The sequence below is a fragment of the Streptomyces sp. NPDC127129 genome, from assembly GCF_042671585.1.
In the GTDB taxonomy this organism is placed as follows: domain Bacteria; phylum Actinomycetota; class Actinomycetes; order Streptomycetales; family Streptomycetaceae; genus Streptomyces.
Map to the genome: position 1 here is coordinate 54,351 of NZ_JBHXTV010000025.1, position 14,248 is coordinate 68,598.

The window sequence follows — 14,248 nt, forward strand, 5'->3', positions numbered from 1 at the left end:
CTGAAGTTCACCAAAGAATTACTGCGCGGATGTATACCTTTAGGTTCACCTCCCTCATCCTGTCCACCGTGTGCCAAGCGGGCACGCGGTGACACGAGAGGCGGGGCATGACTCCCATCAGCCGCAGGGGATTCGTCGGGATCGGGGCAGGGCTCGTGGCGGGTGCGACGCTGCCCGCGGGAACGGCGTCGGCCGCCGCCACCGGCGCGACCGGCACCATCACCGACGTCAAGCACGTCGTGATCCTCATGCAGGAGAACCGCAGCTTCGACCACTACTTCGGCAGGCTCCGCGGCGTCCGCGGCTTCGCCGACCGGGCGGCGGGAAACATCCCGGGCGGCTGGGGCATGTTCAACCAGCCCAACTGGGGCGGCCGGCAGTACCCCTGGAAGCTGAGCGCCACCCCGCCGGCGGGCGGCGTCGACGGGGAGACCCTGGCGCAGTGCAACGGAGACCTGCCGCACAGCTGGACCTCGCAGCACGCGGCGTGGAACAAGGGCCGGATGGACAACTGGGTCATGGGTGTCGGCAACACCCGCACCCTCGGCTACCTCGACCGCGGCGACATCCCGTTCCACTACGCCCTCGCCGACAACTACACCGTCTGCGACGCGTACTTCTGCTCGGCGCTCAGCGCCACGGGACCGAACCGCACCTTCCTCTGGAGCGGCAGGATCGACCCCTCCAGCAAGGACGGCGGCGAGGAGTCCGGGCTCACCTGGGAGACGTACGCCGAGGCGCTCCAGCGGGCCGGGGTGAGCTGGAAGGTCTACCAGAACGCCCAGGACAACTACGGCGACAACGGCCTCGCGTACTTCAAGAAGTTCACCGACGCGCGGCCGGGTGACCCGTTGTACGACCGCGGCATGGACTCCGTGCCGAAGGTCACCGGGTCCACCCCGGACGACATCGCCGCCGCGATCCGCGCCGACGCGGTCGCCGGGACGCTCCCGCAGGTCTCCTGGGTGGTGGCGAGCGAGGCGTTCTCCGAGCACCCCTACGCCCCTCCGGGCGACGGCGCGCACTTCGTCGACCTGGTCCACCGCGCGCTGGCCGCGAACCCCGAGGTCTTCGACTCGACCGTGCTGTTCCTCAACTACGACGAGAACGACGGGTTCTTCGACCACGTGCCGCCGCCGGTCGCCCCGCCCGGCACCCCGGGCGAATACATCGACGGCGTGCCGATCGGCCTGGGTTTCCGCGTCCCGATGCTCGTCATGTCGCCCTGGACGCGCGGCGGCTGGGTCAGCTCCGAGGTCTTCGACCACACCTCGGTCCTGCGCTTCATGGAGACCTGGACGGCCGCCCTCGGCACCCCGGCGACCTGCCCGAACATCAGCGCCTGGCGCCGGAAGGTCACGGGCGACCTGACGGGCGTGTTCGACTTCGCGCGCCCGGTGTACGGAGTCCCCACGGGCCTCCCCTCCACCGCCAAGGTCATCGGGCAGTCCACCTGCGGCCCGCTGCCGAACCCGGTGCCGCAGGACAACGCCCTGCCGGCACAGGAGGCCGGCACCCGTCCGGCGCGCGCCGTGCCGTACCAGGTCAACGGGAACCTCGACCGGTTCGAGTTCGGCGCTGCGGGCAAGATCCTCGCCTGGTTCTCGATGACGAACCAGGGCGCGGAGGCGAAGCGGGCCGCCCACTTCACGATCCACCCGCACCAGCACCGGGACACCGCGGCCTGGCAGTACACCGTGGACCCGGGCGCGACCGCCACGGACTACTTCAACATCGGGCTCGGGTCCGGGTCGGGCAAGTACGACATCTCGATGATGGGCCCGAACCGCTTCCTGCGGCGCTTCATCGGGGACGCGTCGAAGGCCGGCAAGGCGATCGAGGTGGCGGCGCGGTACGCGACCGAGCCGGGCACCGGGAAGACGGCGCTCTACCTCAGGATGACCAACGCCTCCGCCGGTCCGGTCACCTTCACGATCCGCTCGAACGCCTACCGCACGGACGGGCCGTGGACGTACACGGTCCCGGCGAACTCCTCGCGTGAGGACTTCTTCAACGCGGTGGCGTACAGCAACGGCTGGTACGACTTCACGATCACGGCAGACGTCGACGGCACCTGGTCGCGCCGGTACACCGGCCACATCGAGACCGGCGCCCCCAGCGTCACGGGCTGACGCGCACCACCACTTCCGACCAAAAGGGACACAAGGGCAATTTCATGCCCTTGTGTCCCTTTTCTCGGCTGGATCGAAATTGCCCGTATGACCGTTTTGGGGGCCCGGGTGACATGAATCACGCGAGCGGGAGGCAACCTCCGCGGAACGAGCCCCTCCCCTTACGCCGCACGGCAGTTCGGCGCGGCCGTGATCACCGGGAACGCATTTCTGAATTTCCTGTTCATTTCGCATCCATGCCCCACCTTGTTCCCTCCGACATTCCTCGCCTACGGTCACCTCGACCCGGACGGATCGCCGAATCCTGCCACCGTCCGAAAAGACCAGCCATTCACCCGTCGGCAGGAGCGGGGGACCCAGTTTTTTCGCCGGCCCGGATTTCCGGAGCGGCTTGGGGTGAAGCCGCACGTGTGCGGCCGGGCAGCTCCAGCCCGAACCCGACAGCTCACCCCGCAGGCGCCGGAGAGGAATCCTGCATGTCCGCTCACGGTAAGCACCGGCGCCCCAAGCGACGTCCCCTCAGCCGCGGTATCGCCCTGGCGAGCACGGGTGGAGCCGCACTGGCTCTCCCCCTCGTCGCCACGGCCACCGCGCACGCGGCGCCGAACGCCGCGCCCACGGTCGCACCCATCGAGAAGACCGTCTTCAACAGCCCGGCGAAGATCGCGGAATCCGTTCCCACCGCCGGGAATTCCGCCAAGATCTATACCGTCGTCCGTGGTGACTCCCTTTCCGTGATCGCGCACGAACAGGGTGTGCGGGGCGGCTGGAAGGCCCTGTACAAGGCGAATCGCAAGGCCGTCGGTGACAACCCGTCACTTATTCGTCCGGGACTGGAACTCACGCTGAGCGGAAAGCCCGCTGCCGCGACGAAGCAGCAGAAGGCTCCGGCCCGTACGACGAGCACGGACCGCGCCGACCGCTCGCAGCAGCGCAGCGCCGCTCCCGGCGCCGCCGCGACCAAGACCGTGGCCAAGGCCGCCCCGGCCAAGGCAGCCCCGGCCGCTGCCAAGAGCTACACCAACGACCTCGACGGCTGGATCCGCGAGTCGCTCGACGTCCTGCAGAAGTACGGAATCCCCGGTTCGTACGAGGGGATCCACCGCAACATCATGCGCGAGTCCTCCGGCAACCCGCAGGCCATCAACCTCTGGGACTCCAACGCCGTCAAGGGCACCCCGTCCAAGGGTCTCCTGCAGGTGATCGAGCCGACCTTCCTGGCCTACCACGTCCCCGGTACGTCCATGGACCTGTTCGACCCGGTCGCCAACATCACCGCGGCCTGCAACTACGCCGCGGACCGCTACGGCTCCATCGACAACGTCAACGGACCGTACTGACGGACGCCCTAGAAGTGGTCGGCGAACCAGCCCGAGGCGAGTCCGCCGACCTCTTCCAGCGTGCCGGGCTCCTCGAAGAGGTGCCCGGCCCCGGCGACGACGACGAGCCGGTTCTCGCAGGTGAGCCGCGCCTGCGCCGCCTCGTTCAGCTCCTGTACGAGCGGGTCGCGGCCCCCCACGATCAGCAGCGTCGGCGCGCGCACCTGCGCGAGGCGCGACCCGGCGAGGTCAGGGCGTCCGCCGCGTGAGACGACGGCGGCCACGTCGGAGAGCGGGTCGGCCGCAGCCCAGAGCGCGGCCGCGGCGCCGGTGCTGGCGCCGAAGTAGCCGATCCGCAGGCCGTCGAGGCCCGGACGGCCCACCAGCCAGTGCGCGGCCCGGGCCAGCCGGCCGGCCAGCAGCTCCGTGTCGAAGACATTGCCGCGGTCGTCGGCCTCCTCCTCGGTGAGCAGGTCGAACAGGAGCGTGCCGAGACCGGCGCGGTTCAGGCTCTCCGCGACGGCCCGGTTGCGGGGGCTGTGCCGGCTGCTGCCGCTGCCGTGGGCGAAGAGCACGACCCCCGGGGCGCCGTCGGGCACCACCAGATGGCCCGCGAGCCGCACCTCCCCGGCCGGGATGCGCACCTCCGGGTCCCGGGCGTCCGCCCCGCGCCCGGCGTGATGGCGCTCCAGACAGGCGACGACATCCTCGTCCGGGGTCTGCGAGAAGTCGTCGTAGAACTGGCCGATCGCGTAGAAGAACGCCGGTTCGTGGACGGCGACGGTCTCGTCCGCCTCCCGGCCGATCCGCTCGGGCCAGTCGCTCGGCGCGACCGGCACCGCGAGGACGATCCGCGCGGCCCCCTGCGCGCGGACGACCCGGCAGGCGGCGACCGCCGTGGCGCCCGTCGCCAGTCCGTCGTCGACGACCACGGCCGTCCGGCCGTCGAGCCGGGCCGGCGGGCGGTCCCCCCGGTAGCGCCGGGCCCGCTGGGCGAGCACGGCGCGCTCGCGTGACTCGACGGCCGCCAGCTCGCCGCCGGAGACACGGGTGTCCGCCAGGACATGGTCGTTGAGGACCCGGACGCCGCCCTCGCCGATGGCGCCCATGGCCAGCTCCGGCTGGAACGGCACCCCCAGTTTGCGTACGAGACAGACGTCCAGGGGCGCGCCTAGCGCGTCGGCGACCTGTTCGGCGACCGGCACCCCACCGCGCGGAAGCCCCAGGACCACGACGTCATGGCCCTTGAGATGCTCCAGGCGTCCGGCGAGCTGCCGTCCTGCGTCGGTGCGATCGGTGAAGTACATGTCCCGCTCGTCTCCCTGGTCGAGCCTGTGCGCGGGCGGGCGGGTGCGTGCCGCCGCCCGTCAGGCGGGGCGTGCGACGAGGGTTCCGTCCTCGTCGAGGTCGACCCGCGTTCCGTGGGGCCGGCTGGTCCGGCCCAGTACGTCGTGGAGCCAGCGCGCGTCGCGGCGGGGGGCGTGCTCCAGCCGCAGGCGGCGGGCCCGCAGGGGAATCATGCGTACCTCCAGGAGTCGGCCGTCCTCGGGCCTCAGCGAGACGAGGTAGAGCAGACGCAGGTCGTCGCGGTACTGCTCGTATCCCGTGATGCCCTCGTAGTCGTTGATCAGGTCGCCGCAGCCGTGGAGGACCAGCTTGCCCCGGTGGACCTCCAGGGGGCGGGGGTGGTGCGAGGAGTGCCCGTGCACCACGTCCACGCCCGCGTCGATCAGCTCGTGCGCGTAGTCGACGTCGGCGCGGGAGAGCGCGTACCCCCAGTTCGAACCCCAGTGGATCGAGACCATGACGATGTCGCCGGGGCGCCTGGTGTCCCGGATCCGGGTGAGGAGGCCGGTGGCGGCGGGGTGGGTGGGCCCCGAGGCGAAGTGGACGCCGCCGCGCCGCGCGGTGGCGGCCCAGTCCCGCGGAATGCCGCTGGAGGCCATGCCCAGGGCGTACGCGACGAACCGTCCTCCCCCGGGCAGGGGGACGACCACGGGCCGTGTCGCCTCCTCGGCGTCCTCGCCCGCTCCCACCGTGGACACGCCGTGCTTCGCCAGGGCGTCGAGAGTGTCGTTCAGACCCTGGTGGCCGTGGTCCAGGACGTGGTTGTTGGCGAGGACGCAGACGTCGGGGCGGGCGGCGGTCAGGCTCGGCAGGTTCTCGGGGTGCATGCGGTAGTGGACCGCCTTGCCGGGGGCGAACTCGTCGCTCGTGGTGACCGCGGTCTCCAGATTCGTGACACGGACGTCGGGCGCCTCGGCGTCCAGGACGTCGAGGGCGGCACCCCAGGGGTAGGTGTAGTCCACGCGGTGCGGGATGGGTCCGTTGACCTCCTCGGCGAGCGCCACATAGGACCGTGCATCATGCACATACCGCTCGTGGAGCGCCGGGTCGCCGGCGTGGGGAAGGATCTGGTCCACCCCGCGGCCGAGCATCACGTCGCCGCAGAGGAAGAGTCCGACCAGGTCACCGCCCATACACCCAGGGTAGACGCGGCGGGACGGGCGGGCCCGATTGTCGGACCCCTTCGCTACGTTGGCGCCATGACTGAATTCGTACTGGTTGCAGGCGCGTGGCTCGGATCGTGGGCGTGGGACGAGGTGGTTCCCGAGCTGAGGGCCGCCGGTCACGGGGCCCACGCGGTGACGCTCTCCGGTCTCGCCGAGCGGCGGGGCGTGGCGGCGGGGCAGCGGACGCATGTGACGGACGTCGTCGACGTGGTCGAGGGCCACGATCTGCGGGACGTCGTCCTGGTCGGGCACAGCTACGCGGGCATCCCGGTCGGTCAGGCCGCCGAGCGGATCGGCGACCGGCTGTCCCGTGTGGTCTTCGTGGACTCCAACGTGCCGGCGGACGGTGAGTCGTTCGTGTCGGCGTGGCCGGACGGCCGTCCGATGGTGGAGGGGGCGATCGCCGGGAACGGCGGCTTCTGGCCGCCGCCGGCCGCCGCGGAGTTCGAGGGCCAGGGCATGGACGAGGAGCAGATCGCGCGTCTCGTCGCCGGCGCGACGCCCCACCCGGGCGCGACGCTCACCGAGCCGGCCGAACTGGCCCGCCCGCTCGGTGAGCTGCCGGCGACGTACGTCAAGTGCCTGCTGGACGGCGCCGAGCCCAACGACGACGTGGCGGCGCTCCTGAGGAGCGAGCGGTGGCGGCTCGTGCGGATGGACACGGGCCACTGGCCCATGTTCTCCCAGCCGCACGAGCTGGCCCGGATCCTCCTCGACGGCGCGGTGGCACCGGTGTGACGCCGTCTAGAAGTTGCCGTAGTTGACCTGCCAGGTCGGCAGGCCCATGCGGCGCCAGAGGGCGACGACACGGTCGCGGTCGTCGAGCGAGACCCGTACCGCGAACCGGTGGCGGATGTGCGCGTCGAAGAGCTCCGCCTTGACGATGTCGTCGCCGCGCCCGTCGTCCGAGGCCCGCATCCACAGCTCGTCGTACGGCACTTCATGGCGGGCGAGCCATGCCTCGGTCAGGGCGCGGTGGTCCTCGCTGCGCCCTGACAGCAGCACGATCGTGTCGTTCTCGGCGCTGCGGAAGGCGCGCAGTGCCCGGGCCACGGAGACGTTGAGCAGGTCGAGGTCGCAGCGGGTGAAGTCGTACGGGCCGCGGTCGCCGCGCAGCGCGAGGGTGCCGTCGATGTCGCACAGCACCGCCGAGGGCAGCGCCGGGTCGGGGACGTACGGCACGGCCGCGGGCCGTTCGCCCAGCCACTCGGCGGTCAGCCGCCAGCCGCCCCTGGTGGCCTTGGTGTGCTTGTCGGCGAGGATCCGGATGATCTCCTCGCCGACGGGCCGCTCGCGCGCGGCGTCGCGCCGTACGCACTCCTCGACCGGTACGTCGGTGAAGTCGTGCACCACGAAACGGGCGTCGAGGCCGATGACGGCCGCCTTCAGCCGCTTGGGGATGTGCGGGGTCAGGTGCGTGTTGTCGACGACGACGTCGAAGCCGCCCTCGACGGCCGAGCGGACCGCCGCGTCCTGGATGTCGAGGACGGTCCGCTCGTGGGCGTGGGAGCGGCCGCGCTCGGGGGCGGGGACGTCCAGCATGGTGCGCAGGTCGTCGAGGTTGACTCGGCGCATCCGGCCCTCGGCCTCCGTCTGGAGCCGTCGGGCGGCCGTCGTCTTCCCCGAGGCGGGGAGCCCCGTCATGACGTGTACGTCGGGCACAGCTCAGTTCTCCACATCGGTCGTGAACGGGTCGGACGCCTCGGGCCTGACGGAGCGCCAGACGAAGAGGTCCGTGGGGCGCCCGTCGAGGCGCAGGAACAGGGCCGACCGGAGGTCGCCGTCGACCGGCAGCGCCTTGACGGCCCGGGCGAAGGTACCGCGGTCCGCCGCCAGGTGGGCGACGCCCCGGTACGCCTCGTCGATGGCGCGCTCGCGGGCCGCGGCGTCGTCCTCCAGACGGGCGATGACCCCGCGCACCCAGGCGTCGAACTCGTCCGGCACCTGCTCCAGGAGCGCGTCCAGCGGCCGGCCGCCCGCCGACTTCACACCGCCGAGCTCGGCGACCGAGCAGCCCAGGCCCTGGGCGAGGCGCTTGACGGACGTTCCCGCGAAGCGCTGGATGCCGTGGCTGCGCCAGATGTCCCGCTCGGTGACGCCGGTGAGCACCTTGTGGAGGCGTACGTACTCGCTCAGTTTGGCCTTGGCGCGCACACCGGAGGCGTAGCGGAGCACGAAGCCCTCGGCGTCCGTGCCGGTGGCGGCCTGTCCGCCGGGCAGGGTGTTCGACTCGGTCAGGGCGAGCAGTTCGTCGAGCGGCATGGCGGGCCAGGTCCGTACGACGGAGCCGATCGCGGCCCAGTCGGCGGCCGCCTCGGCGAGCGGGATCTCGGTGCCGTCGGAGCCGAAGGCGGCGAGCAGCACCAGGTCCCGCCGGTCGCCGTAGTCGACGACGATACGGTTCTGCGGGTAGAGGATCTCGGCGAGGTAGGTGACGCCGGGCGTGAGCGCCCCGGTGTCCCGGCCGTCGAGCCGGCGCTGCGCCCAGGTCGCCTGCGCGCTGATGAAGGACCCCTTGGAGGCCACCTGCCACCGGCCCGCGTAGTGGAAGACCACCGCGAGGCTGCCGTCGACCTTGTCGTAGACCTCGAAGGGCTCGTCGGGCAGTGCGGGCGCGTAGGGCTGACCGGCCTCGTGCTCACCGATGTTGAAGAACTTCGGCAGGGGCAGCGCGACGATCTCGCCGGTCGCGTCGTCGGCGACGAGTCCACGGCACCGCGTCGTCACCTGGTTCCAGATGCGTTCGTACTGGCACGTCCGCGTGTACGTGTAGATCGACAGCGGCAGTTCGGGGTGTGCCTTGCGGGTGACGTGCCCGGCATCGATGGCCTCGGCCAACGCCTGCGGGGGCAGCAGCTCCTGGAGAGTCAGGGACGCCTGGCTCATGGGGTTCCTCCTGGTCGGTGAAAGCCCATTCTGACCTGCGGAGAACCCGGTCCGACACTGCTTTTCACGGCGCCCGCGCCGCCGGGGGTCATCCGATCGGCCGACCCCCGGGTCCACCGGTCGGCTCCCCCGGGACATCCACTGGTCCGACCGGTGGCGCGCGCCGGCGGCCGCACGATGGTGGGGAGGGCGGACCGCCCGCCTCCGCCGTCCGACGGGAAGGGACGACGTCCGTGCTGCCGACAGCCGTGAGAAGGAGAACCTCCATGGATCCGAACGACCGGCTGCTGCTCGCGGCCGCCCACCGGGGGGACACCGACGGGGTCGGTGCCGCGCTCGCAGCAGGCGCACACGTCGAGTGCCGTGACGCGGAGCGCCGCACGCCCCTGCTGCTGGCCGCGCGGGCGGACCGGGTGGACGCCGCGGCACTGCTGGTCGAGGCGGGCGCCGATCCCGACGCGCAGGACAGCCGGGCGGACACGCCGTGGCTGGTCACCGGGGTGACGGGCAGTGTGCCGATGATGCGTGTGCTGCTCCGCGCGCACCCGGACCTGACGCTCACCAACCGCTTCGGCGGGACCTCTCTCATCCCCGCCGCGGAGTGCGGCCATGTCGCGTACGTACGGGCCGTCCTGCGGGAGACGGACACGGACGTCGATCACGTCAACCGGCTCGGCTGGACCCCCCTGCTGGAGGCGGTCATCCTCGGCGACGGCGGCCGGGCGCACGAGGAGATCGTCGAGCTGCTGATCACGGCGGGGGCGGATCCGCTGCTCGCGGACCGCGACGGGACGACCCCGCTCGACCACGCGCGGCGGCGTGGATTCGACGGCATCGCCGGCCTCCTCGCGGCCGCGTCGGCGCGCGCCGGACGGAGGGCGGCCCGATGAGGAAGGCGAGCACGGTGACGCCACGCACCCGCGCGGGCGCGCGCGTCCTGGCCGGGGCCGCCGCGGTCGCGGCCGTCCTCGTCGGGTGCGCACCGGGCCAGGGCGCCGGGTCCGGGTCCGGTGACGCCTCCGCCGCCGGGCGCTCCCCGGCCCCCACGCGCTCCTCCGCCGCGACTCCCCCGGGTACGGCTCCCACGCCGACGCCCGACGGGACGCTCCTCGTCGCCGACTTCGGCTCCGACACCGTCACGTTCGTCGACCCGGAGCGCGGCGCTCTCGGCTCCGTCGAGGTGGGGACCGCGCCGTACGGTCTGGCCGTCGGCGCCGACGGGCGCGCCTGGGTGGCCACCGCCGAGGGCGTCGCCGTCGTCGACACCCGCACCCGCGAGCGGCTCGCCCTCGTCCCGTACGCGACCGACACCGGCCCCGTCGCCACGGGCGAGTACCGGGGCGGTGGCATGGGCATCGCCCTCTCCCCCGACGGCGGGCGGGTCTACGTCGGCGTCAACGTCCCCGGCGGTAACGGCACCTTGGAGGTCATCGACACCACGAGCCGGAAGGTGACCGGCACCGTCCCCGTCGGCCGGCGGCCTTTCGACGTCGACGTGTCGCGGGACGGCTCCGAGGTGTACGCGACGGACCACGACTCGTTCGACGTGACCGTCGTCCGGGCGGACACGCTCGACCCGCGCCGTATCGAGGTCGCCCCGTACGGCACGGAGGGCGGTCTCGGCTCGTGGCTCAAGCCGCACTACGCGGTCGTACGGCCCTCGGACGGACGGCTGTTGCTCCCCTTCGAGGGGGAGCGTCTCGCGGTGGTCGACCCGCGCACCGGCCGTACGGAGATCGTGCCGATGACCGCGGACACGCACCAGCACGGTGCCACGATCACGTCCGACGGCACGCTGTTCGTCGTCGGGACGGGGCCGATCGACCCGTCGGAGGACGAGGGTCCCTCGCTGACGGTCCGGGCGCCGGACGGCACCGAGCGGGTCTACCCGCTGGAGGGTCCGCACGAGGACGTCGCCGTCTCGGAGGACGGCCGCACCGCGTACGTCACGGGCGGCTTCACCCGCGACGGCTGGTGGGACGGCATCACCGTCGTCGACGTGGAGGGCGGCGGGACACGGCGGCTCACCGCCGGTGAACGCCCGCTCGGCATCGCCGTCCTCTGACCGACGGCCCGTGGTACATCACCGTCGCGTGGTACATCACCGTCCGAAGACATCTCCGCTCGCCCATCGAGGAGTTCACACCGTGGTCCCGAACGCTTCGCCCGTCGTCACCGTCTTCCGCGATGTCCGTCCCTGGGGCGGCCCTCCGACCGATCTGACGGCCGTGGACGGCGTCCTGGCGGAAGCCGGCGCGGTCCCCGAGGGGGCCGCGGTGGAGTACGTCGACGGGGGCGGTCGGCTGGCACTGCCGACCCTCGTCGACGCGCACCTGCACCCCGACAAGACGACGTGGGGCGAGCCCTGGCACAGCCGGCGCCCCGCGCGCGGGATCGCGGCCTACGTCGAGGGCGACGTGGAGCTGCACCGCGCACAGCGCACGCCCGTGGCCGAGCGGACGCTGCGGCTGCTGTCGCACGCGGCGGCCAGGGGCACCCGGGCGACGCGGGCCCATGTCGACGTCGCTCCCGCGTACGGCCTCGAAGGCGTCGAGGCCCTGGCCTCGGCGCGGGAGAAGCTGCGCGGAGTCCTCGACATCGAGGCGGTCGCGTTCCCGCAGCACGGGGTGGGGCGTACGCCGGGTGTGGCCGAGCTCCTGGAGGAGGCGGCGGCCGGCGGACTCGTCTCGCACATCGGGGGCATCGACCCGGCGGGCTTCGACCTCGACGGCGCGGGGCGCGGCGGGGGCCAGCTCGACACCGTCTTCGGCATCGCGGAGCGCCACGGCCTCGGCCTGGACATCCACCTCCACGACACGGGCGAGCGGGGCCTCGGGCCGCTGCGTGACATCGCCGCCCGTACCAAGGCGCTGGGTCTGGCGGGCAAGGTCAACGTGGGGCACGCGTTCGCGGTGGCCGAGCTGTCCGGCGACGGTCTGGACGAGATCGCGGACGTCCTCGCGGACGCCGGGGTCTCCCTGACGACGGTCGCCCTGTCGGTGAACACGGTCCTTCCGTTCCGCCGCCTCGCCGAGCGGGGGGTCCGCGTGGGTCTCGGGTCGGACGGCGTACGGGACAACTGGAGCCCGTTCGGCAACGCGGACATGCTGCACCGCGCCTGGCTGGCGGGCTGGGCGCTGGACGTCCGGCTCGACGAGGAGCTGGAGGCCTGTTTCCGGGTGGCCTCGGACGGGGGCGCGGACCTGCTCGGGCTGCCGCGCGCCGATCTGCGTACCGGTGCTCCGGCCGACTTCATGCTGGTGGAGGGCGAGTGCGTGCCACAGGTCGTGGTCGACCAGCCGCGCCGTGACGTGGTGGTACGCGCGGGGCGTGTGGTCGCGAGGGAAGGGCGCCTGGTGTGACGGGCGCGCGGTGCGGTCGCCCTGTCCCGGCCCTGCGCCGCCGGGAACTGGATCTTCCCTGACGACGTCCCTTCCCCGGAAGGGGGTCATGTGGAGGGGACACGAAGAAGGCGCGGGCTGCTCACGGCGGTCGTCGTCGCCGTGGCCGGCCTGCTGCTGCTCGTTCATCACCGGCTGCCCCGGCTGCCGGGCAACCCGGTCGGTCTGGCGGAGACGTTTCTGCCCTGGCTCGGTCTCGTCGTCCCCCTCGGGCTTGTGGTCGCCGCCCTGCGCCGCTCCGTCCTCGCCGCCGTGGCGTGCCTGGTCGTGGGCGCCGTCTGGCTGGGGGTGTTCCACGAGCCGTTGGCGTCGGCGGCGCCGGGTCCCTCCCGGGCGTACGACCTGACGGTCGTCCAGCACAACGCGAGCGACGAGAACACCAGCCCTTCGCGCGTCGCGCGGATCCTCCTCGGTCCCGACCCCGATCTCGTCGCGCTCCAGGAGCTGACACCGTCGACCCTGCCCGCCTTCCGGCTCGTTCTCGCGGCGACGCATCCGCATCACGCGACCGTGGGGACGGTCGGGCTGTGGTCGAAGTACCCGCTCACGGACATCGCGCGCGTCGACCTGAAGCCGGCGGAGGTGCCCCCCGGCTGGGAGCGGGGGCTGCGGGCCGTCGTCCGCGCTCCGCACGGGCCGGTGGCGACGTACGTGGCGCACCTTCCGTCGGTCAGGGTGCGGGCCACGCAGGGCTATGCGACCGCGTGGCGCGACGAGAGCGCCGCACGGCTCGGCCGCGCCCTGGCGGCCGACCGGTCCGCCGCGGTCCTCGTCCTCGGCGATCTCAACGGCACCGTCGACGACCGGGGACTGGCTCCCGTCCTCTCCCAGGTGCGGGGAAGCCGGGACGCCTTCGCCTTCAGCTGGCCGGCGAGCCTGCCCCTCGCCCGGATCGATCACATACTGGGGCGCGGCGACGCGGAGGTCGGTGCGACGTGGACGCTGCCCGCCACCGGTAGCGACCACCTTCCGGTGGCGGCGCACGTACGGCTCTGACCGCGGGCCCGTCCGGTGTCATCCGGTCGGTCGCCCAACGTTGGCCCCGGCGCCCGGTGACGCCGAGGGTGGTGGAGTGGCGTGGGACACGGACCGCGGCACTCCAGTGACCCCACCCCGCGAGGAGACGGCCGATGCCCGAGTCCACGTACCGCTACGACGATCTCCGCGCCCTGGTGATCAACTGCACCCTCAAGCGGTCGCCGGAGCGCAGCCACACTCAGGGGCTGATCGACATCAGCACCGGGATCATGGAGCGCCAGGGCTTGCAGGTCGAGGTGGTGCGGGCGGTGGACATCGACATCGCGACCGGGGTGTGGCCGGACATGACCGAGCACGGGTGGGAGACCGACGAGTGGCCCGTCATCTACTCGAAGGTGATGGCCGCGGACATCCTGACCCTGGCGGGGCCTGTGTGGCTGGGAGACAACTCCTCGGTCATGAAGAAGGTGATCGAGCGCCTGTACGCCTGCTCGTCGATCCTCAACGAGCTCGGCCAGTACGCGTACTACGGTCGCGTGGGCGGTTGCCTGATCACCGGCAACGAGGACGGCGCCAAGCACTGCGCGATGAACGTCCTCTACAGCCTGCAGCACCTGGGCTACGTCGTCCCGCCGCAGGCCGACGCGGGCTGGGTCGGCCCGGCCGGACCCGGCCCTTCCTACCTCGACGAGGGCTCGGGTGGGCCGGAGAACGACTTCACCAACCGCAACACCACGTTCATGACCTGGAATCAGCTCCACCTCGCCCGCATGCTCAAGGACGCCGGCGGCATCCCCGCCCACGGAAACCAGCGCTCCGAGTGAGACGCCGGCTGCCGCTTCGACTTCGAGAACCCCGAGCACCGCTGAACGGTCGGTTCCGACGGCTTCGACTCCCGTCAACGACACGGCGGGGGCCCGCCCCCCCCCCCGGCCCCCCCCGCGGGGGGGCAGGTTGGACAGACCCCCAAGGGGCCCTTGTATTTAAACCCCCCCCCAACGCGGATTGCGCGAAAAAAA

At 72.3% G+C, this 14,248-nt stretch carries 12 protein-coding genes and 1 riboswitch; of the genes, 8 read left to right on the forward strand and 4 right to left on the reverse strand.

Annotation, left to right across the window (positions count from 1 at the left end):
- The first annotated feature begins 107 nt into the window (after positions 1-107).
- Together ACFVGW_RS34390 and ACFVGW_RS34395 are read left to right on the forward strand one after the other, a co-directional pair.
- Positions 108-2,132 (forward strand): phosphocholine-specific phospholipase C, encoded by a 2,025-nt coding sequence (locus ACFVGW_RS34390; RefSeq protein WP_385854751.1) that lies wholly within the window; start codon positions 108-110, stop codon positions 2,130-2,132.
- A gap of 285 nt (positions 2,133-2,417) precedes the next feature.
- Positions 2,418-2,604: riboswitch (cyclic di-AMP (ydaO/yuaA leader) on the forward strand.
- Between the two features lie 4 nt (positions 2,605-2,608).
- The gene (locus ACFVGW_RS34395) at positions 2,609-3,472 is read left to right on the forward strand and encodes a transglycosylase SLT domain-containing protein (protein ID WP_385854752.1); all 864 of its coding nucleotides are present in this window, start codon (positions 2,609-2,611) and stop codon (positions 3,470-3,472) included.
- Between the two features lie 8 nt (positions 3,473-3,480).
- On the opposite strand, the gene ACFVGW_RS34400 is transcribed toward ACFVGW_RS34395, so the two are convergent.
- The gene (locus ACFVGW_RS34400) at positions 3,481-4,758 is read right to left on the reverse strand and encodes a phosphoribosyltransferase family protein (RefSeq protein WP_385854753.1); all 1,278 of its coding nucleotides are present in this window, start codon (positions 4,756-4,758) and stop codon (positions 3,481-3,483) included.
- Positions 4,759-4,818: 60 nt separating this feature from the next.
- Positions 4,819-5,931 (reverse strand): CapA family protein, encoded by a 1,113-nt coding sequence (locus ACFVGW_RS34405; protein ID WP_385854754.1) that lies wholly within the window; start codon positions 5,929-5,931, stop codon positions 4,819-4,821.
- 66 nt (positions 5,932-5,997) lie between these two features.
- Between ACFVGW_RS34405 and ACFVGW_RS34410 the strand changes: the two genes are divergently transcribed.
- A complete protein-coding gene (locus ACFVGW_RS34410) occupies positions 5,998-6,702 on the forward strand; it encodes an alpha/beta hydrolase (RefSeq protein WP_385854755.1) in 705 nt (234 codons plus the stop codon).
- Positions 6,703-6,708: 6 nt separating this feature from the next.
- Here ACFVGW_RS34410 and ACFVGW_RS34415 read toward each other — a convergent pair whose 3' ends face one another.
- On the reverse strand, positions 6,709-7,626 hold the full coding sequence (locus ACFVGW_RS34415; protein WP_383221692.1) for an AAA family ATPase: 918 nt from the start codon (positions 7,624-7,626) through the stop codon (positions 6,709-6,711).
- Between the two features lie 3 nt (positions 7,627-7,629).
- A complete protein-coding gene (locus ACFVGW_RS34420) occupies positions 7,630-8,850 on the reverse strand; it encodes an RNA ligase (RefSeq protein WP_385854756.1) in 1,221 nt (406 codons plus the stop codon).
- A gap of 266 nt (positions 8,851-9,116) precedes the next feature.
- Between ACFVGW_RS34420 and ACFVGW_RS34425 the strand changes: the two genes are divergently transcribed.
- The 5 genes from ACFVGW_RS34425 (at position 9,117) to ACFVGW_RS34445 (ending at position 14,053) form a co-directional block, all read left to right on the forward strand.
- Complete coding sequence (locus tag ACFVGW_RS34425) at positions 9,117-9,740, forward strand: ankyrin repeat domain-containing protein (RefSeq protein WP_385854757.1); 624 nt, start codon at positions 9,117-9,119, stop codon at positions 9,738-9,740.
- Positions 9,737-10,915, forward strand: a complete 1,179-nt coding sequence (locus ACFVGW_RS34430) for a YncE family protein (RefSeq protein ID WP_385854758.1) — start codon at positions 9,737-9,739, stop codon at positions 10,913-10,915. Before ACFVGW_RS34425 ends, ACFVGW_RS34430 begins: the two co-directional genes overlap by 4 nt.
- A gap of 82 nt (positions 10,916-10,997) precedes the next feature.
- A complete protein-coding gene (locus ACFVGW_RS34435; RefSeq protein ID WP_385854759.1) occupies positions 10,998-12,212 on the forward strand; it encodes an amidohydrolase in 1,215 nt (404 codons plus the stop codon).
- A gap of 90 nt (positions 12,213-12,302) precedes the next feature.
- Positions 12,303-13,247, forward strand: coding sequence for an endonuclease/exonuclease/phosphatase family protein (locus tag ACFVGW_RS34440; RefSeq protein WP_385854760.1), 945 nt, complete (start codon positions 12,303-12,305; stop codon positions 13,245-13,247).
- A gap of 134 nt (positions 13,248-13,381) precedes the next feature.
- Entirely contained in the window at positions 13,382-14,053 is a 672-nt protein-coding gene (locus ACFVGW_RS34445) for a flavodoxin family protein (protein ID WP_385854761.1), read from the forward strand.
- The last annotated feature ends 195 nt before the right edge of the window (positions 14,054-14,248 follow it).